The sequence below is a fragment of the Thalassobacter sp. genome (assembly GCF_982993085.1).
In genome coordinates this window covers 1-24,284 of record NZ_CEZFMW010000052.1, presented here as the reverse complement: position 1 = coordinate 24,284, position 24,284 = coordinate 1, and the positions used below count along the sequence as shown (strand labels likewise).

General features: G+C 58.3%; 26 protein-coding genes. 22 read left to right on the top strand and 4 right to left on the bottom strand.

The features are described 5' to 3' along the window. Window positions 1-116: 116 nt before the first annotated feature. From nuoE to AC4GMC_RS09770, 20 genes are all read left to right on the top strand, one after another. Window positions 117-1,211 (top strand): NADH-quinone oxidoreductase subunit NuoE, encoded by a 1,095-nt coding sequence (gene nuoE, locus AC4GMC_RS09865; protein ID WP_487878784.1) that lies wholly within the window; start codon window positions 117-119, stop codon window positions 1,209-1,211. A gap of 27 nt (window positions 1,212-1,238) precedes the next feature. Next, the gene (locus tag AC4GMC_RS09860; RefSeq protein WP_487879393.1) at window positions 1,239-1,937 is read left to right on the top strand and encodes a helix-hairpin-helix domain-containing protein; all 699 of its coding nucleotides are present in this window, start codon (window positions 1,239-1,241) and stop codon (window positions 1,935-1,937) included. 7 nt (window positions 1,938-1,944) lie between these two features. Next, window positions 1,945-2,178, top strand: coding sequence for a DUF5337 domain-containing protein (locus tag AC4GMC_RS09855; RefSeq protein WP_487879394.1), 234 nt, complete (start codon window positions 1,945-1,947; stop codon window positions 2,176-2,178). Between the two features lie 3 nt (window positions 2,179-2,181). Next, window positions 2,182-3,477 carry an NADH-quinone oxidoreductase subunit NuoF gene (gene nuoF / locus AC4GMC_RS09850; protein WP_487879395.1) on the top strand — a complete coding sequence of 432 codons (1,296 nt, stop codon included), beginning with the start codon at window positions 2,182-2,184 and terminating at the stop codon, window positions 3,475-3,477. After that, complete coding sequence (locus AC4GMC_RS09845) at window positions 3,474-3,869, top strand: DUF5333 family protein (protein WP_487878145.1); 396 nt, start codon at window positions 3,474-3,476, stop codon at window positions 3,867-3,869. The genes nuoF and AC4GMC_RS09845 overlap by 4 nt, the downstream gene beginning before the upstream one ends. Then, a complete protein-coding gene (locus AC4GMC_RS09840) occupies window positions 3,866-4,225 on the top strand; it encodes a hypothetical protein (RefSeq protein ID WP_487878144.1) in 360 nt (119 codons plus the stop codon). The genes AC4GMC_RS09845 and AC4GMC_RS09840 overlap by 4 nt, the downstream gene beginning before the upstream one ends. 53 nt (window positions 4,226-4,278) lie before the next feature. Beyond that, entirely contained in the window at window positions 4,279-6,300 is a 2,022-nt protein-coding gene (gene nuoG, locus AC4GMC_RS09835) for an NADH-quinone oxidoreductase subunit NuoG (RefSeq protein ID WP_487878143.1), read from the top strand. A gap of 6 nt (window positions 6,301-6,306) precedes the next feature. Then, window positions 6,307-6,705: a hypothetical protein gene (locus AC4GMC_RS09830; protein WP_490367980.1), complete on the top strand. Its 399-nt coding sequence runs from the start codon at window positions 6,307-6,309 to the stop codon at window positions 6,703-6,705. A gap of 12 nt (window positions 6,706-6,717) precedes the next feature. After that, window positions 6,718-7,755, top strand: a complete 1,038-nt coding sequence (nuoH, locus tag AC4GMC_RS09825) for an NADH-quinone oxidoreductase subunit NuoH (protein ID WP_038004654.1) — start codon at window positions 6,718-6,720, stop codon at window positions 7,753-7,755. Between the two features lie 3 nt (window positions 7,756-7,758). Then, entirely contained in the window at window positions 7,759-8,253 is a 495-nt protein-coding gene (gene nuoI / locus AC4GMC_RS09820) for an NADH-quinone oxidoreductase subunit NuoI (RefSeq protein WP_038009391.1), read from the top strand. After that, window positions 8,250-8,648, top strand: a complete 399-nt coding sequence (locus AC4GMC_RS09815; protein ID WP_487879494.1) for a carboxymuconolactone decarboxylase family protein — start codon at window positions 8,250-8,252, stop codon at window positions 8,646-8,648. Before nuoI ends, AC4GMC_RS09815 begins: the two co-directional genes overlap by 4 nt. 5 nt (window positions 8,649-8,653) lie before the next feature. Further along, complete coding sequence (locus AC4GMC_RS09810) at window positions 8,654-9,268, top strand: NADH-quinone oxidoreductase subunit J (RefSeq protein WP_038004659.1); 615 nt, start codon at window positions 8,654-8,656, stop codon at window positions 9,266-9,268. Between the two features lie 2 nt (window positions 9,269-9,270). Next, on the top strand, window positions 9,271-9,726 hold the full coding sequence (locus AC4GMC_RS09805) for a hypothetical protein (RefSeq protein ID WP_487878511.1): 456 nt from the start codon (window positions 9,271-9,273) through the stop codon (window positions 9,724-9,726). 128 nt (window positions 9,727-9,854) lie between these two features. Continuing rightward, window positions 9,855-10,160: an NADH-quinone oxidoreductase subunit NuoK gene (nuoK, locus tag AC4GMC_RS09800; RefSeq protein WP_038004664.1), complete on the top strand. Its 306-nt coding sequence runs from the start codon at window positions 9,855-9,857 to the stop codon at window positions 10,158-10,160. 4 nt (window positions 10,161-10,164) lie between these two features. Continuing rightward, window positions 10,165-12,282 (top strand): NADH-quinone oxidoreductase subunit L, encoded by a 2,118-nt coding sequence (nuoL, locus tag AC4GMC_RS09795; RefSeq protein WP_487878510.1) that lies wholly within the window; start codon window positions 10,165-10,167, stop codon window positions 12,280-12,282. Continuing rightward, window positions 12,282-13,832 (top strand): NADH-quinone oxidoreductase subunit M, encoded by a 1,551-nt coding sequence (locus AC4GMC_RS09790; protein ID WP_487878301.1) that lies wholly within the window; start codon window positions 12,282-12,284, stop codon window positions 13,830-13,832. Before nuoL ends, AC4GMC_RS09790 begins: the two co-directional genes overlap by 1 nt. Window positions 13,833-13,842: 10 nt before the next feature. After that, window positions 13,843-15,276, top strand: coding sequence for an NADH-quinone oxidoreductase subunit NuoN (nuoN, locus tag AC4GMC_RS09785; protein ID WP_487878300.1), 1,434 nt, complete (start codon window positions 13,843-13,845; stop codon window positions 15,274-15,276). Between the two features lie 42 nt (window positions 15,277-15,318). Continuing rightward, entirely contained in the window at window positions 15,319-16,056 is a 738-nt protein-coding gene (locus AC4GMC_RS09780; protein ID WP_487878302.1) for a biotin--[acetyl-CoA-carboxylase] ligase, read from the top strand. A gap of 11 nt (window positions 16,057-16,067) precedes the next feature. Beyond that, on the top strand, window positions 16,068-16,844 hold the full coding sequence (locus AC4GMC_RS09775) for a type III pantothenate kinase (protein ID WP_487878299.1): 777 nt from the start codon (window positions 16,068-16,070) through the stop codon (window positions 16,842-16,844). Then, window positions 16,844-18,517, top strand: coding sequence for a ribonuclease J (locus AC4GMC_RS09770; protein ID WP_487879275.1), 1,674 nt, complete (start codon window positions 16,844-16,846; stop codon window positions 18,515-18,517). The genes AC4GMC_RS09775 and AC4GMC_RS09770 overlap by 1 nt, the downstream gene beginning before the upstream one ends. A gap of 75 nt (window positions 18,518-18,592) precedes the next feature. Here AC4GMC_RS09770 and AC4GMC_RS09765 read toward each other — a convergent pair whose 3' ends face one another. From AC4GMC_RS09765 to AC4GMC_RS09750, 4 genes are all read right to left on the bottom strand, one after another. Next, a complete protein-coding gene (locus AC4GMC_RS09765; protein ID WP_487878122.1) occupies window positions 18,593-20,095 on the bottom strand; it encodes a DEAD/DEAH box helicase in 1,503 nt (500 codons plus the stop codon). Between the two features lie 133 nt (window positions 20,096-20,228). Continuing rightward, window positions 20,229-20,864 carry a hypothetical protein gene (locus AC4GMC_RS09760; RefSeq protein WP_487878123.1) on the bottom strand — a complete coding sequence of 212 codons (636 nt, stop codon included), beginning with the start codon at window positions 20,862-20,864 and terminating at the stop codon, window positions 20,229-20,231. After that, window positions 20,861-22,471, bottom strand: a complete 1,611-nt coding sequence (locus AC4GMC_RS09755) for a peptide chain release factor 3 (protein ID WP_058124595.1) — start codon at window positions 22,469-22,471, stop codon at window positions 20,861-20,863. Before AC4GMC_RS09755 ends, AC4GMC_RS09760 begins: the two co-directional genes overlap by 4 nt. Window positions 22,472-22,516: 45 nt before the next feature. Beyond that, window positions 22,517-22,792 carry a DUF1289 domain-containing protein gene (locus tag AC4GMC_RS09750; protein ID WP_487879113.1) on the bottom strand — a complete coding sequence of 92 codons (276 nt, stop codon included), beginning with the start codon at window positions 22,790-22,792 and terminating at the stop codon, window positions 22,517-22,519. A gap of 183 nt (window positions 22,793-22,975) precedes the next feature. Between AC4GMC_RS09750 and AC4GMC_RS09745 the strand changes: the two genes are divergently transcribed. Both AC4GMC_RS09745 and AC4GMC_RS09740 read left to right on the top strand, forming a co-directional pair. After that, window positions 22,976-23,755, top strand: coding sequence for an SDR family oxidoreductase (locus AC4GMC_RS09745; protein WP_487879114.1), 780 nt, complete (start codon window positions 22,976-22,978; stop codon window positions 23,753-23,755). Between the two features lie 95 nt (window positions 23,756-23,850). Beyond that, a complete protein-coding gene (locus tag AC4GMC_RS09740) occupies window positions 23,851-24,099 on the top strand; it encodes a hypothetical protein (RefSeq protein WP_487879115.1) in 249 nt (82 codons plus the stop codon). The last annotated feature ends 185 nt before the right edge of the window (window positions 24,100-24,284 follow it).

Below are 24,284 nucleotides of genomic sequence, written 5' to 3'. Positions count from 1 at the left end.
AACTTGCGGACGTTGCAGCCATCATCGGCACCATGGATGTGGTGTTCGGAGAGATTGACCGCTAGCGACGCGCCCCGACCAGTGGGCTAGCCAGAAACAAGAACGAGACCGACCACATGCTCCGCCGCCTGTACAAAGACCAACCTGAGAGTTTTGCCTTCACGCCGGATAACCACGCGTGGGCAGAAGCCCAGATCAAGAAATACCCCGAAGGTCGTCAGGCCTCGGCGATTATTCCGCTGTTGTGGCGTGCGCAGGAGCAGGAAGGCTGGTTGAGTCGTCCTGCGATTGAACACGTAGCTGCGATGTTGGATCTGGCTTACATCCGGGCGCTTGAGGTCGCGACGTTCTACTTCATGTTCCAGCTTCAGCCAGTGGGCGCAGTTGCGCATATCCAAATCTGTGGCACGACATCATGCATGATTTGTGGTGCAGAGGATCTGGTTGCTGTCTGCAAGGACAAGATCGCAAAGGCCCCTCATGTGATTTCCGAGGACGGAAAATTGTCGTGGGAAGAGGTCGAATGCCTTGGGTCGTGCGCCAATGCGCCAATGGCCCAGATTGGCAAAGATTACTACGAAGACCTTACGGCTGAAAAGTTCGCCGATATCTTGGACGAACTGCGCGCCGGTCGTGTACCCACCCCCGGTCCGCAAAATGGTCGCTACGGCTCTGAGCCGCTGGGCGGTTTGACCAGCCTCAAATCCTATGAGGCAGGAAAAGCTGCGGGCAACGCTTCTGTACAACTGGCCACCGATATTGGTGACACCGTTAAACGGATCGACGGAACCGAAGTGCCGCTGTTGACGCCTTGGATCCATGACGGCGCGGCCAACACCTCCACAAAGCCAGCCGCTCAACCCAAGGCAAAGCCTGCTGCACCGAAGAAAGCGGCAAGACCCGCCGAAGCTGCGGCGTCGGGCACCAAACCCGCTGGCCTGACCGCCGCGCGCGATGGCAAAGCCGACAATCTTAAGCTGATCAAAGGCGTTGGACCCAAGCTGGAAACGCTTATCAACTCTCTCGGGTTTTATCATTTCGACCAGATTGCTGCGTGGTCTGAAGATGAGATCGCATGGGTTGATCAGAACCTCGAAGGCTTCAAAGGTCGGGTCACTCGGGACACTTGGGTTGCGCAAGCCAAGGTGCTTGCAGCCGGAGGGGAGACAGAATTCGCATCTCGCGTTAAGAAGGGGGACGCCAAGCAATAAGGCGGTTTTAACGGGGAGAAGTTTATAATGGAAAAATCATCTAGCAAATTGACCTGCGCGATCACCTGTTGGGGTATTGCCGCGTTATTTGGTGCGGTCGTTGCGGCCGTTTTGATTTCCATGAGCGGATGGATGTTTTTGCAAGGCGCCTTCATGGGCGCAGTCGGGTTTGTGGTTCTTGGGGTGCTGTTGTCGCTGACGCTGTGCCGGGACTTGCCGCACCTGTCGGAGGTTCGCGCAGTAAGTCGCGCGCCTGCACCAACTGCCACGCCCAATGCGCCTTCGGCGGCCCGCACATCCGCCACTATGGCGGCCGCTGCCGCGATGGATACGGGCAAGGCGGATGCAACAAACAGCGCCGCAGCGCCTGCGCCCGCCCCCAAAGCAGCCCCCGCACCCAAGCCGACGCCCTCCAAGCCAGCTGCCGCGGCAGGCGAAGGTACCAAGCCCGCGGCCTTGACGGCCGCCCGCGCTGGCGGTGCAGACGACCTGAAACGTATCAAAGGGGTCGGCCCCAAATTGGAGCAGACTTGCAACAGCCTTGGGTTTTACCATTTCGATCAAATCGCGGCATGGACCGCTGATGAGGTCGCTTGGGTGGATCAAAACCTTGTTGGCTTCAAAGGCCGCGTGAGCCGTGATGATTGGGTCGCGCAGGCCAAGCTTTTGGCGTCCGGAGGAGAAACGGATTTCTCCAAAAAGGTCGACAAAGGCGATGTTTACTGAGGTGTAAATGGCACCTCGCAACACGGACGCCTCCGTCCGCACGGCCAAACAGGCCAGACTGGTCGCTATCGTGCTTGTCGCCACGATGGTGCTCTGGATGGGGGCGAATTTCATTGGCGCAGAGCAGGGTCTCCCGACGCGGTGGCTCTTTCTGTTCGATTTCGCGGCTTTAGGGGCCTTTATCTGGGCTCTTATCGTGACGATTGGCATCTGGCGTGCGCGCCAGAACGAAAAGGACTAGGATATGCTGCAAGATCAGGACCGGATCTTCACCAACCTTTACGGAATGCACGACCGCACCCTCGCGGGCGCGCAACAGCGCGGCCATTGGGACGGGACCAAGGATTTGATCGGTTTGGGCCGTGACAAGATCGTTGAGATCATGAAGGCGTCGGGCCTGCGGGGCCGCGGTGGCGCGGGCTTTCCTACGGGGCTGAAGTGGTCTTTCATGCCCAAAGAAAGCGACGGCCGCCCAGCGTATCTGGTCGTCAACGCCGACGAATCCGAGCCGGGCACATGCAAAGACCGGGAGATCATGCGTCACGATCCCCATACCCTGATTGAGGGGTGCCTGATTGCGTCCTTCGCGATGAATGCACATGCCTGCTACATCTACATTCGCGGCGAATATATTCGCGAAAAAGAAGCCCTTCAGGCCGCCATCGATGAGGCCTATGCCGCCGGTCTGGTCGGCCCGAACGCGTGCAAATCCGGCTGGGACTTTGAGATTTACCTGCATCACGGGGCAGGGGCCTATATCTGCGGGGAAGAAACCGCATTGATCGAAAGCCTTGAGGGCAAAAAGGGCATGCCGCGCATGAAGCCACCGTTTCCTGCGGGGGCGGGCTTGTATGGCTGTCCCACGACGGTGAATAACGTGGAATCCATTGCCGTTGTGCCGACCATCCTGCGTCGCGGGGCCGAGTGGTTTTCGCAATTTGGTCGCCCCAATAACGCCGGCACCAAGCTGTTCGCGATCTCGGGTCATGTGAACAACCCTTGTGTTGTCGAAGAAGCCATGTCGATCAGCTTTGAAGAACTGATTGAGACCCACTGCGGCGGTATTCGCGGCGGTTGGGACAACCTTAAGGCGGTTATTCCGGGTGGTTCGTCTGTCCCCTGTATTCGCGGCGAAAACATGCGCGACGCGATCATGGATTTCGACTACCTGCGCGAGCAACGCTCGGGCCTAGGGACTGCGGCGATCATCGTTATGGATAATTCCACCGACATCATCAAAGCGATCTGGCGCCTTTCGAAGTTTTATAAACATGAAAGCTGTGGCCAGTGCACGCCGTGTCGTGAAGGCACGGGGTGGATGATGCGCGTGATGGACCGTTTGGTCCGAGGCGAAGCTGAGGTTGAGGAAATCGATATGCTGTTGGACGTGACCAAGCAGGTCGAAGGCCATACGATTTGTGCCCTTGGCGATGCAGCAGCGTGGCCCATCCAGGGTCTGATCCGTAACTTCCGGGATGAGATCGAAGATCGCATTGTCGCCCAGAAAAAGGGTCGCGTTAGCGCGGTGGCAGCAGAATGATCCGCGCTGCTCTTCTCTTGTGCTGTCTTGCGACACCTGCGTTTGCGGCTGAAAAAGTCCCAGCGCCCGCGTATTTCGTGTCCACGGTCATGGAAACCTCGACGGCACAGATGCTGGCCGTTCGGTGCTCGACCCTGTCGATCCATCTGGGCAAAGCCGCGTTGCGCAGCGAAAGCGTGCTGGTGCAGCTGACGCAAGACGGGTTTGAACCCTCAAACCTAGAGGATCAGATGCAAGATCCCTCTGCCGATGTGGCCGTGTTGCAGGACGCCTTTGTGGCCAAGCACAACCTGCGCGGCACTGTGACCGAAGATCAGATTTGCGCCGCGGGCCTGATCGAAATCGCCGAAGGTACAGGCATTGGTGAGCTGCTGTTGGGTGTTGCTCAATGATCCGTGCGTTGATGGGTATTGCTTTGGTCGCAAGCCTGTCGGGCTGTGGCTGGTTTGGCATCGGCCAAGACCGCGCGCTTCGCTCTGAGCGCGTGTTGTTTGATGGCATCCGGTTCCGCACCGATGTCGATAGCACGAGCCAAGACCGCCGCGACTTTACGGTTGATGTACGGGGTGCGTCGCGCAGTTTGACAGGCGCCCAAGAGGCAGCCGAGTTCGAAGCAGTTAAGTATTGCCTCGGCGTGTTCGGCGGATCGGACATTGCCTGGACACAATCCCCGTTCCAAGAGCCTGAGGCCTTGGAAATTGGGGCGAATGACACATTGACGATTGCAGGGCGCTGTACCAAACGCTGAGCTCAAGCCAGCGCGGTCAGACACGGCGCAAAGTATGATGAAGGACGACGAAAATGAGCGACCTTAGGAAAGTGAACATCGACGGCCATGAGGTCGAAGTCGACGGTGCCATGACCCTGATCCAAGCCTGTGAAGAGGCTGGGATCGAGGTGCCGCGGTTCTGCTATCACGAGCGTCTTTCCATCGCGGGCAACTGCCGGATGTGTTTGGTCGAAGTCGTTGGGGGCCCGCCCAAACCCGCGGCTTCCTGCGCGATGCAGGTCCGGGATTTGCGTCCCGGCCCCGAAGGTCAGGCGCCTGTCGTGAAAACCAACTCTCCCATGGTCAAAAAGGCGCGCGAGGGGGTGATGGAATTTCTGTTGATCAACCACCCACTAGATTGCCCGATTTGCGATCAGGGCGGTGAGTGCGATCTGCAAGACCAAGCCATGGCGTATGGTGTTGATTTCTCCCGCTTCCGGGAGCCGAAGCGCGCGACCGAGGACTTGGATCTCGGTCCATTGGTCGAAACACACATGACGCGCTGCATTTCCTGCACCCGTTGTGTGCGCTTTACGACCGAGGTTGCAGGCATCCACCAGATGGGCCAGACGGGCCGCGGCGAAGACGCCGAGATCACCTCCTATTTGGGTGAAACGCTGCACTCGAATATGCAGGGTAACATCATTGACCTGTGCCCCGTGGGCGCTTTGGTGTCAAAGCCATACGCCTTTACCGCACGTCCGTGGGAGCTGACCAAGACGGAAAGCATCGACGTGATGGACGCACTTGGCTCGAACATTCGGGTCGATACAAAGGGGCGTGAAGTTATGCGGTTCCTGCCGCGCAACCACGATGGGGTGAATGAGGAATGGATTTCCGACAAGACCCGGTTCGTGTGGGATGGACTGCGTCGCCAACGTTTGGACAAGCCCTACGTTCGTGTCGACGGCAAGCTAAAACCCGCTAGCTGGGGTGAAGCTCTGCAAGCGGCTGCCAAGGCGATCAAAGGGGCCACTAAGATGGCTGGCGTCGTGGGTGATTTGGCCCCGACTGAGGCGGCCTTTGCCCTCAAGGCGCTCGTCGAAGGCCAAGGTGGCGTGGTTGAGTGTCGTGTTGATGGCGCGAAACTGCCTGCTGGCAATCGCTCCGGCTATGTCGGTACCGCGTCGATCGAAGATATCGATACGGCTGAGGCGATCATGCTTATTGGGTGCAACCCACGCGATGAAGCGCCCGTTCTGAACGCGCGCCTGCGCAAGGCATGGTCGCGCGGCGCAAATGTGGGTGTCGTTGGACCCAAGGTTGATTTGACATTTGACCACGCGCATTTGGGTACGGGTCCGGCTGCCCTGACGGAGTTGTTGGCAAAAGATCACTCTGACGTGGCGGACAAGACATCGTTGATCATTGTCGGCTACGGCGCATTGGCGCGCGAAGATGGTGCTGCGGTTTTGGCCGCGGCTCAAGCATTGGCCGATGCGACTAAATCCAAATTCTTGGTTCTGCACACCGCAGCGGGACGCGTTGGCGCGATGGATATCGGCGCGACTACCGACGGTGGCATCACGGCGGCGCTTGATGGCGCTGATGTGGTGTACAACCTTGGTGCGGATGAAGGTGATATCCCCGCTGGGCCGTTCGTGATTTACCAAGGCTCCCACGGTGACCGAGGCGCGCACCGTGCGGATGTGATCCTGCCCGCCGCCGCCTACACCGAGGAAAACGGTCTGTTCGTGAACACCGAAGGCCGCCCACAACTGGCAATGCGCGCCAGCTTTGCCCCCGGTGAAGCCAAAGAAAACTGGGCGATCCTGCGGGCGCTATCGGGTGAACTGGGCGCGCCACTGCCCTACGACAGCCTTGCGCAATTGCGTCAGGCCTTGGTCAAGGCGGTGCCGCACCTCAAGAAAATCGACGAGGTCGTAGAAAACGAATGGATGCCTGAGGGCCAAGGCCAAATGACTGACGCGCCGTTCGCTCTTGCGATCTCAGAGCATTATCTGGCCAACCCAATTGCGCGGGCGAGCCAGTTAATGGGCGAACTTGCGGCCAACGCCAAAGCGCGCCAAGACGCGCCCATGGCTGCGGAGTAACAAACGATGGCGGTGGGCCTTAGACCGGCCCTTGTCTGTGGTGCCTTGGCCATTGGGGCCTGCACGCCGCAGACGCCGCCCACAAAAGACACCTTTAGGCCTGTGTACATTGGGCTTGAGACACGCAAACTGGACAACGACCTTGTGAATTTCCTTGTTGAGATGAAAGGCGCGCGCACGGGCGCAGACGTCGCGGAGTATGCAAAGTGCGCAGCTGCACAATATGCGTTGATCCGGGGCTTCGGTTTTGCGCGTCACGTCCGCACATCTGTGGACAACAAGGGTGGAATCTGGAGCGGCGATGCGGTTTACACCGTCTCACCGGCGCTCCCGCAGGGCGTACGAACGATTGATGCTGAGGTTGTGGTGGAAAACTGCCGCGATCAGGGCATTCCGACGGTATAGGGACGACAAGAGATGGCTGAATTCTTCACCACACCTGCCGGCATTGCGGTGCTGATCCTGGCCCAAACCCTTGCGGTTGTGGGCTTTGTGATGGTTTCGCTCATTTTCCTCGTCTATGGCGATCGGAAAATCTGGGCTGCTGTGCAGATGCGCAAGGGGCCAAACGTTGTTGGCCCGTTTGGGTTGCTGCAGATTATTGCGGATTTTCTGAAGTACGTCGTCAAAGAAGTTGTTATCCCATCGGGCGCGGATCGCACGTTGTTTATGCTGGCCCCGATGATCACATTTGTGCTTGCGCTGATCGCTTGGGCGGTGATCCCGTTCAACACCGGCTGGGCCGTTGCTGACATTAACGTAGCTGTTTTGTACGTTTTCGCGGTTTCGTCGTTGGAAGTATACGGCGTGATCGTAGGCGGTTGGGCGTCGAACTCTAAATACCCCTTCCTCGGCTCGCTGCGCTCTGCGGCGCAGATGATCTCCTATGAGGTCTCAATTGGTCTGATCATCATCGGGGTAATCATCTCGACAGGGTCGTTGAACTTCGGATCTATCGTTGCCGCCCAAGACACAGATTATGGGTTCTTTGGTTGGTACTGGCTGCCGCACCTGCCCATGGTGTTCTTGTTCTTTATCTCGGCCTTGGCCGAAACGAACCGCCCCCCATTCGACCTGCCAGAGGCTGAATCGGAGCTGGTGGCGGGCTATCAGGTTGAATATTCCTCCACGCCGTTCCTGTTGTACATGGCGGGTGAGTACATGGCGATCTTCCTGATGTGTGCGCTGATTTCGCTGCTGTTCTTTGGCGGTTGGCTGTCGCCCTTCCCATTCTTGCCCGACAGCCCGCTGTGGATGGTCGCAAAAATGGGCTTCTTCTTCTTTATCTTTGCGATGGTGAAGGCCATCGTGCCCCGCTACCGCTATGACCAATTGATGCGCATCGGTTGGAAGGTCTTCTTGCCGATGTCCCTCGCGTGGGTTGTGGTCGTGGCGTTCCTTGCAAAATTCGAAGTGCTTGGCGGCTTTTGGGCCCGCTGGGCCGTGGGAGCATAGGACATGACGCAGATCGACTACGGACGGGCCGCGAAATACTTTCTGCTGGCCGACATCTTCAAGGGCTTCAAGCTGGGAATGAAATACTTCCTCGCGCCGAAGGCTACTGTGAATTACCCGCACGAAAAGGGCCCCATTAGCCCGCGTTTTCGGGGTGAACACGCGCTGCGTCGGTATCCAAACGGCGAAGAACGCTGCATCGCCTGCAAATTGTGCGAAGCTGTCTGTCCCGCGCAGGCCATCACAATTGACGCCGAACCGCGCGAAGACGGCTCTCGCCGGACAACGCGCTACGACATCGACATGACCAAATGCATTTACTGTGGTTTCTGCCAAGAAGCCTGCCCCGTGGATGCAATCGTAGAGGGGCCGAACTTTGAGTTCGCCACCGAGACCCGCGAAGAGCTTTTCTACGACAAGGACAAGCTTTTGGAAAACGGGGACCGCTGGGAAGCCCTTATCGCCCGCAACCTTGAAATGGACGCGCCGTATCGATGATTGATCCCAAGAACCCATTCGCCGCATTCCTTGAGCAAAGCCAGGCCATGGCCAAGGCTTTGAACCCTGCGCTGGAACACTTCACGCCTCAGGGTTTTGAAAAGCTGTGGCCAACGATGCCCGCTGAAATGATGGAAGCCACCATTGGCAAAGGCGCCAACCCCGAAGGGCTGGACGCCAAGACCAAACTGCTGCTGACCTTGGCCGGGCTCACTGTTCACGGCGCGCAGGCAGAGGCGCAGGTGCGGCTGACCGTGCGCCACGCCAAAGAGGCTGGCGCGACCAACCAAGAGATCGCGGAAACCATCGGCATGATGGCCATGTTCGGCGGCGTGCCTGCGATGAACAAAGCGATGGAACTGGCGACGTCCGTTCTGGACGGGTCCGAGGAGTAAGCCCTGTGTCGATTGCTGAGATCACTTTCTACCTCTTCGCCATCACAACCGTGACGGCGGGTCTTTTTGTCGTCGTGGCGCGCAACCCGGTGCACTCTGTGCTGTGGTTGATCCTGACGTTCCTGTCCACAGCCGGGCTGTTCGTGCTGGTCGGGGCTGAGTTTGTGGCGATGCTGTTGGTTATCGTCTACGTCGGGGCCGTCGCGGTGTTGTTCTTGTTCGTGGTGATGATGCTCGACATCGATTTCGCCGCCCTCAAGGCCGAGATGGCCAAATACGTGCCGCTTGCGGGCCTCATCGGCGTTGTTTTGTTGATGCAACTGGCGCTGGCTTTCGGCGTCTGGGAAACTGCGGATGGTGTGTCCACGGCTGCCAACCTCGGCGCGATTGAACGCGGTGAGATGGAGAACACAGCCGCTTTGGGCATGATCCTTTATGATCAATACTTCCTACTGTTCCAACTGTCGGGTTTGATCCTGTTGGTTGCGATGATCGGGGCGATCCTTTTGACCCTGCGCCACCGCCAAGACATCAAACGTCAGAATGTTCTGGCCCAGATGTACCGCGACCCGGCCAAGACCATGGAAATCAAAGACGTCAAACCGGGGCAGGGGCTTTAAACTTGTTCCGTCTGGCTTCCATATCGTTTGCCCTAGCTGCACCTGCGGCGGCACTGGACCTTGGGCAGTGCACGCGCACCACCCATGTTTCTCATGGGGGTGAGGCTGAGCATCGTGATCTTGGCGCAGGCCGCGTCGCGTGGGCAGAGTGGTGGAGTCAAGAAGGTGTCTATGTGGATGCCTATGTTGCTGACTGCGGCACTGCGCGGGTTTTGACGACCCGCCTTCGCGAAGAAAACGTAGGCGCGCGGCAGTTTGATCGGCGGGACGCTGGTCAAAAGATCATCGAGCGTCATACGCGTCGTCATCCCTCGCTGTTTTCGCTTGAGGGATTGGCCGACGACTTGGCCAACACCGGTGAGGACACGCAATTGTCCGACATGAATACAGAGCCCTGCGCCTGCGCGAGCCTCTATCCTGATATGCGAGGGGCTATGACGCCCTTCGTTCTGAACTAGCAGACAGCTTTTTCTGAAAAGCTGTTCGCCCCAAAATCTTTCGTAAGGTTTGTCGGGCACGAGTAAGACCACCGGGCTGCAAAGGCCCACAATGAAGACAAGGGGCCAACGCGCTCCGGAGGGACGACATGATCGGCTTGGAACATTACCTCACGGTGGCGGCAGCGCTTTTCGTGATCGGGATTTTCGGCATCTTTCTGAACCGCAAGAACGTCATCATTATCCTGATGAGCGTTGAGTTGATGCTGCTTGCGGTCAACATCAACCTCGTGGCGTTTTCGGCGTTTTTGGGCGACCTCACGGGGCAGGTGTTTACGCTGTTCGTTCTGACAGTGGCAGCGGCTGAGGCCGCGATTGGCCTTGCGATCCTTGTCTGCTTCTTCCGCAACCGTGGCACGATCGCGGTCGAAGATGTCAACGTGATGAAGGGCTAAGATCATGGAAACGATTATCCTATTTGCGCCCCTTATTGGCGCCCTGATCTGTGGCTTTGGCTATAAGTGGATCGGTGAAACGTTGGCGATGTGGGTTGCCACGGGCTTTTTGTTCCTTGCGGCGATCTTGTCTTGGGTTGTGTTCGTGACGTTCGACGCATCCGCACACGATGGCGGGTTCTACACGGTCACGATCCTGCGCTGGATCGAAAGCGGCAGCCTCGCGACGGATTGGGCGATCCGGATGGATGCGCTGACGGCGACGATGCTGATTGTCGTCACAACCGTGTCCGCGCTCGTGCATCTTTATTCCTTTGGCTACATGGATCACGACCCGCAATGGCGCGACGGCGAAAGCTATAAGCCACGCTTCTTTGCATATCTGTCGTTCTTTACCTTCGCGATGCTGATGCTCGTGACAGCGGATAACCTCATCCAAATGTTCTTCGGCTGGGAAGGCGTAGGCGTCGCATCGTATCTGTTGATCGGGTTCTACTGGCGCAAGCCCTCGGCTTCGGCCGCGGCGATGAAGGCATTCGTTGTAAACCGTGTCGGTGACTTCGGCTTTGCGCTTGGGATCTTCGGGATCTTTTTGCTGACTGACAGTGTCGAATTTGCGGTGATCTTTGAAAAGATGCCCGAGTTGGCCGACACAACTGTTCGTTTCTTATGGTCCGACTGGAACGCGGCAAACCTGATCGCATTTTTGCTGTTCATCGGTGCGATGGGCAAATCGGCTCAGCTGCTGTTGCACACATGGTTGCCTGACGCGATGGAAGGCCCAACGCCCGTTTCGGCCCTGATCCACGCCGCGACCATGGTGACGGCGGGTGTGTTCCTTGTCTGCCGAATGTCACCTTTGATGGAATTCGCGCCGCAGGCGATGGAATTTGTGGTGTTCCTTGGGGCAACCACGGCTTTTTTCGCAGCGACAGTCGGCCTTGTGCAAAACGACATCAAGCGCGTGATCGCCTATTCGACCTGTTCGCAGCTGGGTTACATGTTCGTGGCCGCAGGACTTGGCGTCTATTCGGTGGCGATGTTTCACCTGCTGACCCACGCGTTTTTTAAGGCGATGCTGTTCTTGGGGGCGGGGTCCGTGATCCACGCGATGCACCATGAACAAGACATGCGGAACTACGGCGGTCTGCGCAAAAAAATCCCCCTGACCTTCTGGGCGATGATGATCGGCACACTGGCCATTACAGGTGTGGGTATCCCGCTGCTTTACGTGGGCTTTCCAGTTGGGTTCGCGGGCTTTGTGTCCAAAGACGCCATTATCGAAAGCGCCTATGCAGGCACCGCCGGCGGCTACGCCTTTTGGATGCTAGTTGTCGCGGCTCTGTTCACAAGCTTTTACAGCTGGCGCCTGATGTTCATGACATTCTACGGCACGCCGCGTGGTGACAAACACACCCATGAACATGCCCACGAAAGCCCCCTCGTGATGACCGCGCCGCTTGGTATTTTGGCGATTGGTGCCGTGTTTGCGGGTATGGCGTTTTATGGCCCATACTTCGGGAGCCAAGCCAAGGTCGACAAGTTTTTTGGCACCCATGAAGGCGGCGCGTATGGTCAACACCAGGCTGCCACTAACGTGATCCCATTGATCGCGCAGGCTCATGCCGCAGGTGACAAAGACGACGCGGAGCGGACACCCCAAAAAGCGGGCCATGGCGGTATCTACATCGGCGATGACAACACAATGATCCATGATGCACACGTCGTGCCCAAATGGGTCAAGGTTTCGCCCTTCATCGCGATGTTGCTCGGCTTTGCTGCCGCGTGGGTCGGCTATATCAAGCGTCCTGAGTGGCCCAAGGCGTGGGCCGAGGCCGCGCAGCCACTGTACCTGTTCTTGTTGAACAAATGGTACTTCGACGAACTTTACGATGCGGTCTTCGTGAAACCTGCTCAGGCCATTGGCCGCTTCCTTTGGAAGAAGGGCGACGAGGCGACGATTGACGGCGGCATCAATGGGTTGGCGATGGGGATTATCCCATTCATCACCCGTCTCGCGGGTCGGGCGCAGTCCGGCTATCTGTTCCACTACGCCTTCGCGATGGTCATTGGGATCGTTGTGCTGGTCACATACATGACGATCGCCGGAGGGGCGAAATAATGGAAAACAACCTCCTCTCCTTTATCACGTTCACTCCGCTGTTAGGGGCGCTGATCCTTGCGTTGTTCTTGCGCGGCGACGACGCTGCTGCACAACGCAACGCGAAGTGGCTGGCCCTTGGTGCCACAGTGTTCACGTTCCTGTTCTCAATCGGGTTGCTGACGGGATTTGACGCGCAAAACACAGACTTCCAGTTTGTAGAAGAACGGACCTGGCTCTTGGGCCTGACCTACAAAATGGGTGTTGATGGCATCTCTGTTCTGTTCGTGATGCTCACGACATTCCTGATGCCACTTGTGATTGCCGCGTGTTGGGATGTGACCCACCGGGTCAAAGACTACATGATCGCGCTCTTGATCCTTGAAACGCTGATGATTGGCGTGTTCTGCGCGCTGGACCTGATCCTGTTCTATGTGTTCTTTGAAGCAGGCCTGATCCCAATGTTCCTGATCATCGGCATTTGGGGCGGCAAGAACCGTATCTACGCAAGCTTTAAATTTTTCCTCTATACGCTTCTCGGGTCGGTATTGATGCTGGTGGCCATGGTTGCGATGTATGTCGATGCCGGCACGACAGACATTCCGACCCTACTCAGCCACACCTTCGCGACCGAGAGTTTCTCGGTGCTGGGCATCCATGTCGTTGGCGGTCTACAGACTATGATGTGGCTAGCATTCTTTGCGTCATTCGCGGTGAAAATGCCCATGTGGCCAGTCCACACTTGGCTGCCCGACGCGCACGTTCAGGCGCCTACAGCGGGGTCTGTTGTTCTGGCGGCGATCCTGCTGAAAATGGGGGGCTATGGCTTTCTGCGGTTCTCACTGCCGATGTTCCCTGTGGCGTCGGATTTGTTGGCACCGATGGTCATGTGGCTGTCTGTGATCGCGATCATCTACACCTCGTTGGTGGCGCTGGTGCAGGACGATATGAAAAAGCTGATCGCCTATTCGTCCGTCGCCCACATGGGCTACGTCACGGCAGGGATTTTTACGGCCAACCAACAGGGCATTGATGGGGCTATTTTTCAGATGATCTCTCACGGGTTCGTGTCGGGTGCGCTGTTTTTGTGTGTGGGTGTGATTTATGACCGGATGCACACCCGTGAGATCGACGCATACGGCGGCCTAGTAAACCGGATGCCCGCCTATGCGCTGGTGTTCATGCTGTTTACGATGGCTAACGTCGGCCTGCCGGGCACCTCGGGGTTCATCGGTGAATTCCTCGTGCTGATGGGCCTGTTCCAATACAACACGTGGATCGCAATGTTCGCGACGACGGGTGTAATCCTGTCCGCCTGCTATGCGCTGTGGCTGTACCGTCGTGTTGTGTGGGGTGACCTGATCAAGGAAAGCCTCAAGTCGATCACGGATATGACCGCGCGCGAGCGTGCGATCTTTGCGCCGCTGATTGTGATGACGATCCTCTTTGGCGTCTACCCCGCCCCCATTCTCGATATCATAGGGCCCTCGGTTGAGGCTCTTGTTGCTGATTATCAAACCGCGACCCTCGTGACGGACACCGTCACGGCTGTGGCCGCCGCAAGCCATTAGGACGCACGTGATGAGCGCTGACCTCAACATCATCCTGCCTGAAATCCTGCTGTCGCTGTTCGCGATGGGGGCCCTGTTGGGCGCGGTCTATACCGGTAAGGACAAACTCGCCCTGCCGATTTTGTGGGCCACTGTGGGCCTATTTGTGGCCATGGCATTTTGGATCGGCGTGTCCGGTGACACGGACCGTACGGCGTTTGGCGGCATGTTCACCGACGACGCATTCTCGCGGTTTGCCAAGGTTACGATCTTGCTGAGCGCGGCGGCCGTTTTGCTGTTGGGCCAAGATTACATGACCCGCAATGACATGCTCAAATTCGAGTATCCTGTGCTGATCACGCTCGCGGTTGTTGGCATGATGACTATGGTATCTGCAGGCGACCTGATGGTCCTATATATGGGGCTCGAGCTGCAATCGCTGGCGCTTTATGTTGTGGCATCGATGCGCCGCGATAACCTGCGCTCGACTGAGGCAGGTCTAAAGTACTTCGTGCTGGGCGCGCTGTCGTCGGGGCTGTTGCTTTATGGTGCGTCGTTGACCTACGGCTACGCAGGTACGACCAACTTCTCAGGGATCATTGCGGCGGCTGAGGGTGACATCTCGCTCGGGCTATTGTTTGGCCTTGTGTTCATGGCGTCTGGTCTTGCGTTCAAGGTCTCTGCGGCACCCTTCCACATGTGGACCCCGGACGTCTACGAAGGCTCGCCCACACCTGTCACAGCATTCTTTGCTACGGCACCCAAGGTCGCGGCCATGGGGCTGTTTGCCCGCGTCGTCCACGATGCGTTCGGCGGTGTGGTCAACGATTGGCAGCAGATCATCGCGTTACTGGCCGTGGCCTCCATGTTCCTAGGTGCCATTGCTGCGATTGGCCAAACCGATATCAAACGCCTGATGGCTTATTCCTCGATCGCACACATGGGCTTTGCCCTGATGGGCCTTGCGGCGGGTACTGCTGCGGGCGTGCAGGGGATGCTGATTTACATGGCGATCTATGTGACGATGAACATTGGGACCTTTGCGTTCATTTTGTCCATGCGCCGTGATGGTCGGGATGTGACGGATATTGCCGCGCTAAACATGCTGTCCAAATCGCATCCAACTCATGCTTTGGCGTTGTTGGTGCTGTTGTTCTCGCTTGCGGGTATCCCACCGATGCTGGGCTTCTTTGGCAAGCTGTACGTGTTGCAGGCCGCCGTTGATGCGGGTCTGTTTTGGCTTGCGGTTCTCGGCGTTGTAGCATCGGTGATCGGGGCGTTCTACTACCTGCGTCTGGTCTATTTCATGTACTTCGGGACCGAAGGCGAACCCCTCGACCAAGCTATGCCCGCGATCCAATGGGTTGCGATGGTCGGTTGTGCTGCGATCATGGTTTTGGGCATTGTGAACCTGTTCGGGATCGAAGGTCTTGCGGCGGCTGCTGCCGAAACGCTGGTTCACTAAGATGCGGATTGGTAGTGTCCATCGCGGGGGTCACGCATCGTGATCCCGCGATGGCCCGAAGGCGTCGGGCAGGTTATCCTCCCCACTGTTGACAGCACCTCACTCGAGGCCGCACGCCAAGCCGCGCAAATTGCGGGGCCAACGTGGTTTTTAGGGTTGGAGCAAACGGCAGCCAAGGGGCGGCGTGGACGCGCATGGTCCAATCCGGCTGGCAACTTTGCGGCATCTTTGGTGTATCGCCCCGGCGGCGCGATTGCGCATCGGGCGCTGCGCAGCTTTGTGGCGTCGCTCGCGTTGCAGGACGCGTTGATCGCGGCCACAGGACGGACCGAAGGGCTGCGCCTTAAGTGGCCGAATGACGTGCTGTTGAATGGGGGCAAACTGGCTGGCATCTTGTTAGAAAGCGGCCCCTCTGACACCCTGATCATTGGAATTGGCGTGAACCTACGCGCGGCCCCAACACAGGCGGAGGTCGAAACCGGCGCCTTGGCGCCAGTGTCGCTTTTGTCCGAAACAGGTGCCGACATCAGCCCTGAGGCATTCCTTGACTTGCTGGCCCCGGCATATGCGGCGGTTGAGGCACAATTCCTGACCTACGGCTTTGACGCTGTGCGCACCCGCTGGCTGGCCAATGCCGCCAAACTGGGAGAGCCAATCCATGCCCGCACCGTTACCGAGACGTATCACGGCACGTTCGAGACCGTGGACGCGGAGGGGCAACTGGTGTTACGGACCGCGGCGGGCCAGCGGATGATCTCGGCGGGCGACGTGTTTTTCTAGAGGGGGCAGCCATGCTTCTTGCCATCGATTGCGGAAATACCAACACCGTCTTTTCCATCTGGAACGGCGATGACTTTATCGCGAGCTATCGGATGTCGACGGACCATGCCCGCACCGCTGATGAGTATTTTGCGTGGATCAGCCAAATGATGCTGTTGCAAGGGGTGGCCGCGCGGATCGACAGCGCGATCATCTCATCCACGGTGCCGCGCGTTGTGTTTAACCTGCGGGTGTTGTGCGATCGTTATTTCGACTGCCGTCCTCGTGTTGTAGGCAAGCCGGGCTGCGCCCTTCCGGTTGAGACACGGGTGGACGCCGGCACTGCCGTTGGGTCAGACCGTCTTGTAAATACGGTCGCGGGCTACGATCTATTTGGGGGCAACTTGATCGTCGTCGATTTCGGCACCGCCACGACGTTCGATGTGATAGACCATGACGGTGCTTATATCGGTGGCGTGATTTCCCCCGGGGTTAACCTGAGCCTTGAGGCGCTGCACCGTGCGGCGGCTGCGCTCCCCCATGTGGACATCAGCAAGCCATCGGCCGTGATTGGCACAAACACCATCGCCTGCATGCAGTCAGGCGTTTTCTGGGGCTACATCGGCCTCGTCCGAGAAATTTGCGCGCGGATCAAAGCTGAGCATGGCGCGCCTATGAAGATCATCGCTACAGGGGGGCTGGCCCCACTTTTCCAGCAAACCGAGACGCTCTTTGATGCTTTCGAAGAGGACCTGACAATGCACGGACTGACCGTGATACATAAATACAATGAGAGTTTAGAGGCCTAATGAAAAAACCTGACCGACTGATCTACCTCGCCCTTGGGGGCGCGGGTGAGATTGGCATGAACGCCTATGTGTATGGCTACGGCCCCAAAGGCAAAGAACGCTTTATCCTGGTGGATCTGGGCATCGCCTTTCCTGACATGGACAGCACCCCTGGCGTGGATGTGATCCTGCCGGATATGTCATGGCTTGCGGAACAAGCGGACCGTCTAGACGCCATCTTTATCACCCACGCCCACGAGGATCACGTCGGCGGCGTGGCGCATATGTACCGTCACTTTAACGCGCCGATCTACGCGCGGCCCTTCACCGCCAATATCGCCAAGCGCAAGATGATCGAGCAAGGGCACGCACCCGAAAACGTGCACGTCGTCGAAGCGATGGAACCGGTTGAAGTGGGGCCCTTTACGGTCAGCTACCTACCCATCTCACACTCCGTTCCCGAAAGTGCAGGCCTTGTGATCGACAGCCCCGAGGGCCGCGTGATCCACACTGGCGATTTCAAATTGGACAAAAGCCCCGTCGTAGGTGAGGCGTTTGACCCCGATCTGTGGGCCGAAGTGTCCAAGCCCGGTGTGCGCGCGCTGGTGATTGATTCAACGAACGTGTTCACCGGCCACGCGGGCCGTTCTGAGGCGGTTTTGGGCCCGGAAATCCAAAAGCTGATCAAGGCCCAAAAGGGCATGGTCGTTGCGACGACGTTCGCCTCTAACATTGCGCGTTTGAAAACGTTGGCGGATGCTGGGCGTGATGCTGGGCGGTCCATCGTTCTGCTGGGCCGCGCGATGCGCCGCATGACCGAAGCTGCGATGGAAGAAGGCATCCTTACGGATTTCCCCAGTGTGATTTCCCCTGAGGATGCCAAGAACGTGCCGCGCGAAAACCTGATGCTGATTGTGACCGGTTCCCAAGGGGAACGTCGCGCAGCGTCCGCACAGCTGAGCCGAGGCAAGTATCTTGGGCTGGAACTGAAGGAAGGCGATACATTCCTGTTTTCCTCCAAGACAATCCCGGGGAATGAACGCGGCGTTGCCCAGATCATGAACAACTTTAGTGAGATGGGTGTGGATGTCGTCACGGATGCGGATGGCTTGTATCACGTGTCAGGCCACGCCAACCGCCCCGATTTGGAGCGGATCACGGGTATCGTGAACCCACAGGTCGTGATCCCGATGCACGGCGAACACCGTCACCTACGGACCCATTCCAAGCTGGCCACGGCCAATGGCCGCCAAGGCGTTTTGGCCCCCAACGGCACCATTGTTGACCTTTCGGGGAATGCGGCGACAGTCGCAGGCTACGTCGATACGGGGCGTGTGTATTTGGACGGTGCCGCGCACGTCGGATCCTACGATGGGGTTGTGCGTGACCGGCTGAAAATGGCGCTCAATGGCCATGTCGTCGTGGCGGTGATGGTCGATGAAGACGATGAGCTGCTAGAAGATGCTTGGGTTGATATCCGCGGTCTGAGCGAAGTTGGCACCAACGGCGCCCCGCTTTTGGACCTGCTGGAGGATGAGCTGGCCCAAGCATTGGCGCGCGTGGATGGGCGCACAGCGGCGGACGATGACAAGCTGTCGGATGTTGTCAAGCGCGCGGTGCGACAGCTTTGCAAGGAACAGATCGGCAAGAAGCCTGAGGTCACGACGTTGATCACGCGGCTGGCAGCTGAATAACGAAAAAGGGCGGGACTAACTCCCGCCCTTTCTAATTCTAACGATGCGATGTCAGCGAACTGGCTGCAGCAGGGCTTAGCCTGCGTTCTCTTCGCGGCGTTCTTCAAAGCTGAGCGCGATGAAGCCGGGCAAATGATCGCCCAGACCCACCACACGATTGTCCTGAACGCCTGAGCGACCACGCCCGCCACGCGAACGTCCGCCACCTGCTCCACCGCCTGCGTTGTCACGCTTGGGGGCTGGCTGCTCGACTGGGGCGTTGTCCGCCTGCTGCACCTCAGGGGTGGCTGTGGGTGCGGCAGCATCCTCAGCGGGACGCTCCGATTTGTTGCGACCACGGCCACCGCGCGAACGGGTCCGCTTGGGGCGGTCCTCTGTCTGCTCTGGTGCCGCGTCGTCAGTGGCGGGTTTGTTGCTGCTGCCGGGGGGGGACCATGGGCTTTCGACCCGTGGGATCTCTTTTTCCACCAAACGCTCAATCGCGGTGAGGTATTTTTCGTCCGACGGCACAGAGATCGAGAACGCCGTTCCCAATTTGCCCGCACGCCCGGTCCGACCAATGCGGTGCACGTAGTCTTCGGCGTGGCTGGGCAGGTCAAAGTTGAACACGTGGCTCACGTCCGGAATATCTAGCCCGCGTGCGGCCACATCAGAAGCCACAAGGAACCTCAGTGTCCCCTCGCGGAAGCCGTCCAAGGTGCGCATCCGTTGCGCCTGATCCAGATCGCCGTGAATAGGTGCAGCGTCATAGCCATATTTCTTGAGCGACTTTGCAACGATATCCACGTCAACCTTGCGGTTGCAAAAGATGATACCGTTTTTGCATTTGTCGCCTTCGCTATCGATCAGCGCACGCAGAATTTCGCGTTTGTCCTTGGCTGTCATATCGCGGCGTTTGGGCGTGTGCTGGATCAGCCCCTGAGTGATCGTATCGGAAGTCGAGTTTTGACGCGCGACTTCGATCTTTTCGGGGTTCGAAAGGAAGGTTGAGGTAATCCGCTCAATCTCAGGCGCCATTGTGGCCGAGAAAAATAGAGTCTGACGTGTAAAGGGCGTCAGTTCAAAAATGCGCTCAATGTCAGGGATGAACCCCATGTCGAGCATCCGGTCGGCTTCGTCAACGACCATGATCTGCACACCACCCAGCAGCAGTTTGCCGCGCTCGAAATGGTCGAGCAGGCGGCCCGGCGTTGCAATCAGCACATCAACGCCACGGTCGATCAGCTTGTCTTGTTCTTTGAACGAGACGCCACCAATCAACAGAGCCTTGGTGAGGCGTGAACCTTTGGCGTAGGTGTCAAAGTTCTCAGCGACCTGTGCGGCCAGTTCCCGTGTCGGGCACAGAACAAGGCTGCGTGGCATACGCGCGCGGGCGCGGCCTTTGCCGAGCAGTGTGATCATGGGCAGTGTAAAGGCGGCGGTTTTGCCGGTGCCTGTCTGGGCAATTCCCAACACGTCGCGGCCTTCGAGGGCAGGCTTGATCGCGCCTTCTTGGATCGGTGTCGGAGACGTGTACCCTGTGGCTTCGATAGCCTTCAGGACTTTAGGGTCGAGGTTGAGCTCGGAAAATGTCGTCATGTGCGTCCATTGTTAGCGGGGAGCCGTATTGCTCTGATCCGCGGGGGGAGGACGCCTGCATTCACGCCCAAACGGTTTCTAAACGCGCGTTCTTCGCACGTGCGGCAGGACCTAGACCATAAAGCACAAAACGTCAACTTTTGCGCGTGTCGCGGGCGGTTGTGTGTATGTCCGGGCGATAACCGTGCCTGAGCGCGGCGATTGTTGGGGCAGGGGTTAGAACCGTGACGGTTCCGGTGGGCCTAGGTTGGGGTGGGCCGTAACCTGCGGGCGTGTAGGGGTGGGCGGCGTTCTGGGTCAGCAATATCGGGGCTGGACCGGCGATGAAACTGCCCGTGGGCAGGTTGGCTGCGTCTGCTCTGTGCACGATTTGTTGGCGGCTGCGGGTGACGCGTGCGCGGTGCAAGGCGCGGTCCAAATCGGGCATGCGCGAGACGGTGCCATCCACAGGGCCCTGGGCAGCATCCCACGCTGCGCGAAAGGCCCGCGCGCGGACGCGTTGGCAATAGTGGCAAGGGCGGTGACCCGCGGCGAGGGCGACGGCCTCATCAAGGAAAAACAGGGCGGTCCATGCGCGGTCTGGCATAGGGCCATGATATTTGCCGCGTGGGTGATGCAGTGTGCAAATGACCCAATTGGGGTGCTGCCAGCGGGGCGTGCCAAGGGTTTGATCGGGCCGGTGCAGGATGCCTCGGTTGCCGGTCAGCGTCCCGCGGGCTGGATGGGTGATAATCTCACCCGTCGGAGCCACGCGGTTTTGCAGTGTCACACCATCATTTCCTTGGTGTTGGATAGGGTCACATCGGGATAATCACGCACCACACGATCGATATCCCACTGAAGCCGCGTCAAAAAGACGACGTCGCCGTCGTTATCATGGGCGATGTGCTGTTTGTTGGCATTCACCAGCTTGTCGACAGCCTCTTCAGTTCCATGCACCCACCGTGCAGAGGTGAATTGCGACGGCTCGAACCGGACGGGCAGGCCATATTCCAGCTCAATTCGTGAGGCCAGAACCTCAAACTGCAACGCCCCAACCACGCCGACGATAAAGCCGCTGGCGATAGAGGGTTTGAACACCTTGGCGGCGCCTTCTTCGGCGAATTGCATCAGGGCTTTTTCGAGGTGCTTGGCCTTCATCGGATCGCCTGCGCGGACCGTTTGCAAAAGCTCGGGCGCAAATGACGGGATGCCGGTGAACTTAAGGGCTTCGCCCTCGGTCAACGCATCGCCGATACGCAATTGGCCGTGGTTGGGGATGCCGATAATGTCACCAGCCCATGCCTCTTCGGCCAGTTCACGGTCAGCGGCCAAGAATAACACAGGGTTCGAGATCGCCATGGGTTTCTTTGACCGCACATGCGTCAGCTTCATGCCGCGCTGAAAGTGGCCAGAGGCAAGGCGCACAAATGCCACACGGTCCCGGTGCTTGGGGTCCATGTTGGCCTGCACCTTAAACACAAAGCCCGCGACTTTCTTTTCATCGGCACTGACTTGACGGGGGGATGCGGATTGCGGCTGTGGTTCGGGCCCGAATTCCGCGATGCCGGACATCAGTTCCTGCACCCCGAATGAGTTGATCGCAGAGCCGAACCAGATGGGCGTTAGCGTGCCTTCAAGAAACGCTTTGTGGTCCATGGCTGGCAGCAATTCACGCGCCATCTCGATTTCTTCGAGGAAGGTATCCAGCAGCTCAGCGGGCACATGTTCTGCCAGTTTGGGGTCATCAAGACCCTCAATCGCGATGCTTTCAGAGATTTTGTTCCGGTCCGCGCGGTCCATCAGCTCGAGCCGGTCGCGCAGCAGATCATAGCAGCCTACAAAGTCGCGCCCGCGTCCAATCGGCCAAGAAGCCGGGGTCACGTCGATCGCGAGGTTTTCTTGGATCTCGTCGATGATTTCAAAGGTGTCGCGGCTTTCGCGGTCCATCTTGTTGCAAAACGTCAGGATCGGCAGGTCGCGCAGGCGACAGACCTCAAACAGCTTTTGTGTCTGGCTTTCTACACCCTTGGCCCCGTCGATCACCATGACGGCGGCGTCCACGGCGGTCAGCGTGCGGTAGGTGTCTTCGGAAAAATCTGAGTGGCCTGGGGTGTCCACAAGGTTAAAGCGGAATTCGCGTTCGGGCGTGTGATAATCGAACGACATCGCAGAGGCCGAAACGGAGATGCCGCGATCCTGTTCCATCTTCATAAAGTCGGAGCGCGTGCGCCGTGCCTCACCCTTGGCGCGCACTTGACCCGCCATCTGGATCGCGCCCCCGTACAACAGGAACTTTTCCGTCAGCGTCGTTTTCCCGGCGTCGGGGTGCGAGATGATCGCAAACGTCCGGCGGCGGCTGATTTCGGGGGGCAATTGGGGCGCATTATCAAGCATGATCGGGCTATAGAGCGCAGGCGATCAACGTGCAAGTTCGCAGGCCTATGCCGCGCGCTTCTTGGCTTTGGATTTTGCGGGGCCCCAGTCCAGTTTGACCTTCTTCTTTTTCAGCTTCTTTAGATACGCGGGCACCCAGTGGGTGTAGTGACCAAGCGTGTCTTGTTGTTGGCGCAGCATTTCCAGAAACGCGATTTGGTGCTTTTCCTTTTTCAGCCCCTTAAATAAGGATTTTTGGGCCTTGGTCATGGAACACCCAATGCAGTGGCCTTCACGCGTAAATTTGCACACGTCGATACAGGGGCTGGGCACTTTGCTCATGGTGGTTTCCGTGTGTTGCTAGCCGGTGCGACAATACTTGATGATTTTTGCCAAAATTTCAATCCCGACAAAAACAATAAGATTATGGGCTGGCGCAGCGCAGAGCGGCTCGCATCGATTGCAGGTTGCAGTACGCGCGCATTCGGCTAGGTCTAGCGCCGAAACGAATGGGAGAAGACGACTATGGATCTGGGTATCAAAGGCAAACGCGCGCTGGTGTGTGCAAGCTCCAAGGGTTTGGGCCGTGGATGCGCCGAAGCGCTGGCCGAAGCTGGCGTCGATCTGGTGCTGAACGCCCGCGGGGCAGAGGCGCTTGAGGCGACTGCCGCGCACATTCGCAGCACTTACGGGGTTGAGGTCACGGCCGTTGCCGCTGACATCACATCCGAAGAGGGCCGCGCCGCCGTTTTGGCCGCCGCTGGCGATATCGATATTCTGGTCACCAACGCAGGTGGCCCACCTCCCGGCCTGTGGTCCGATTGGAGCCGCGATGATTTCATCGCAGCCATCGACGGCAATATGCTGGCCCCCATCGCATTGATGCAGGCGGCACTACCCGGCATGATCGCGCGCGGCTGGGGCCGTGTGGTCAACATCACGTCCGGTTCGGTTAAGGCGCCTATCCCACAGTTGGGTCTGTCGAACGCGGCACGCACTGGGCTGACCGGCTTTGTTGCAGGTACCGCGCGCCAAGTCGCTGAGAAGGGCGTGAACATCAACAACCTGCTGCCCGGTATCCACGACACTGATCGTGCCGTGTCGCTGGACACCGGTGTGTCCAAGGCGCAGGGCATCACGATGGATGAGGCCCGTACGCAACGCGAAGGCACCATCCCAGCTCGCCGCTATGGCACCGCCGCTGAGTTCGGTGCGACCTGCGCATTCATGTGTTCGCAGCACGCGGGCTTTATGGTGGGGCAGAACGTTCTGCTGGATGGTGGCGCAATTAACGCCACGATCTAAGGCCTAATCAGGCAAAAAGTGTCGCAGGACTGGCCAAGGGCTGGACCTGCGACGGTTTCGCACCATCTTCCTCTTTGAATAGAAGGGAGCCTTAGATGTTCGACGAAACACACGACCCCGCGACCGCCATGCGCCAACGCCGCCAAGAGGCTGAGGCCCAGATCCGCGCAAAAGAATTGCGCCAGGTCGCCCAAGGCCACGTCTTGATGGCTGGCTTTGAAGCCTACGGCAATGGCATGAAAGGCAAGGGCCTGTTTGCAAAGGTGAACACGGCTGCAAAATGGGGATTGATCTGGTTCGCCATGATCGCACCAATCCTTTTGGTGATTGACCAACGCTGGTAATCCAACCGGTTCTGACGTCTAAGCGTGGTCCCTGCGGGGCCGCGCTTTTTGCGTTTTGTGATGTGTGCCATCACATCATTCCATTTGACGCTGGTGCGGCCCTCCGCGAATGATATTCGTATCGCAACGCAGTGGAGGCCGGGATGAAAGACAGCAACTTCCTAAAGGAAATGAACGCGCGCAAG

Excerpts from the sequence above, each read along its gene's own strand:
- nuoE (WP_487878784.1), top strand. The coding sequence starts at position 117 with ATGCTCCGCCGCCTGTACAAAGACCAACCTGAGAGTTTTGCCTTCACG.
- AC4GMC_RS09860 (WP_487879393.1), top strand. The coding sequence starts at position 1,239 with ATGGAAAAATCATCTAGCAAATTGACCTGCGCGATCACCTGTTGGGGT.
- AC4GMC_RS09855 (WP_487879394.1), top strand. The coding sequence starts at position 1,945 with ATGGCACCTCGCAACACGGACGCCTCCGTCCGCACGGCCAAACAGGCC.
- nuoF (WP_487879395.1), top strand. The coding sequence starts at position 2,182 with ATGCTGCAAGATCAGGACCGGATCTTCACCAACCTTTACGGAATGCAC.
- AC4GMC_RS09845 (WP_487878145.1), top strand. The coding sequence starts at position 3,474 with ATGATCCGCGCTGCTCTTCTCTTGTGCTGTCTTGCGACACCTGCGTTT.
- AC4GMC_RS09840 (WP_487878144.1), top strand. The coding sequence starts at position 3,866 with ATGATCCGTGCGTTGATGGGTATTGCTTTGGTCGCAAGCCTGTCGGGC.
- nuoG (WP_487878143.1), top strand. The coding sequence starts at position 4,279 with ATGAGCGACCTTAGGAAAGTGAACATCGACGGCCATGAGGTCGAAGTC.
- AC4GMC_RS09830 (WP_490367980.1), top strand. The coding sequence starts at position 6,307 with ATGGCGGTGGGCCTTAGACCGGCCCTTGTCTGTGGTGCCTTGGCCATT.
- nuoH (WP_038004654.1), top strand. The coding sequence starts at position 6,718 with ATGGCTGAATTCTTCACCACACCTGCCGGCATTGCGGTGCTGATCCTG.
- nuoI (WP_038009391.1), top strand. The coding sequence starts at position 7,759 with ATGACGCAGATCGACTACGGACGGGCCGCGAAATACTTTCTGCTGGCC.
- AC4GMC_RS09815 (WP_487879494.1), top strand. The coding sequence starts at position 8,250 with ATGATTGATCCCAAGAACCCATTCGCCGCATTCCTTGAGCAAAGCCAG.
- nuoK (WP_038004664.1), top strand. The coding sequence starts at position 9,855 with ATGATCGGCTTGGAACATTACCTCACGGTGGCGGCAGCGCTTTTCGTG.
- nuoL (WP_487878510.1), top strand. The coding sequence starts at position 10,165 with ATGGAAACGATTATCCTATTTGCGCCCCTTATTGGCGCCCTGATCTGT.
- AC4GMC_RS09790 (WP_487878301.1), top strand. The coding sequence starts at position 12,282 with ATGGAAAACAACCTCCTCTCCTTTATCACGTTCACTCCGCTGTTAGGG.
- nuoN (WP_487878300.1), top strand. The coding sequence starts at position 13,843 with ATGAGCGCTGACCTCAACATCATCCTGCCTGAAATCCTGCTGTCGCTG.
- AC4GMC_RS09775 (WP_487878299.1), top strand. The coding sequence starts at position 16,068 with ATGCTTCTTGCCATCGATTGCGGAAATACCAACACCGTCTTTTCCATC.
- AC4GMC_RS09770 (WP_487879275.1), top strand. The coding sequence starts at position 16,844 with ATGAAAAAACCTGACCGACTGATCTACCTCGCCCTTGGGGGCGCGGGT.
- AC4GMC_RS09765 (WP_487878122.1), bottom strand. The coding sequence starts at position 20,095 with ATGACGACATTTTCCGAGCTCAACCTCGACCCTAAAGTCCTGAAGGCT.
- AC4GMC_RS09755 (WP_058124595.1), bottom strand. The coding sequence starts at position 22,471 with ATGCTTGATAATGCGCCCCAATTGCCCCCCGAAATCAGCCGCCGCCGG.
- AC4GMC_RS09750 (WP_487879113.1), bottom strand. The coding sequence starts at position 22,792 with ATGAGCAAAGTGCCCAGCCCCTGTATCGACGTGTGCAAATTTACGCGT.
- AC4GMC_RS09745 (WP_487879114.1), top strand. The coding sequence starts at position 22,976 with ATGGATCTGGGTATCAAAGGCAAACGCGCGCTGGTGTGTGCAAGCTCC.
- AC4GMC_RS09740 (WP_487879115.1), top strand. The coding sequence starts at position 23,851 with ATGTTCGACGAAACACACGACCCCGCGACCGCCATGCGCCAACGCCGC.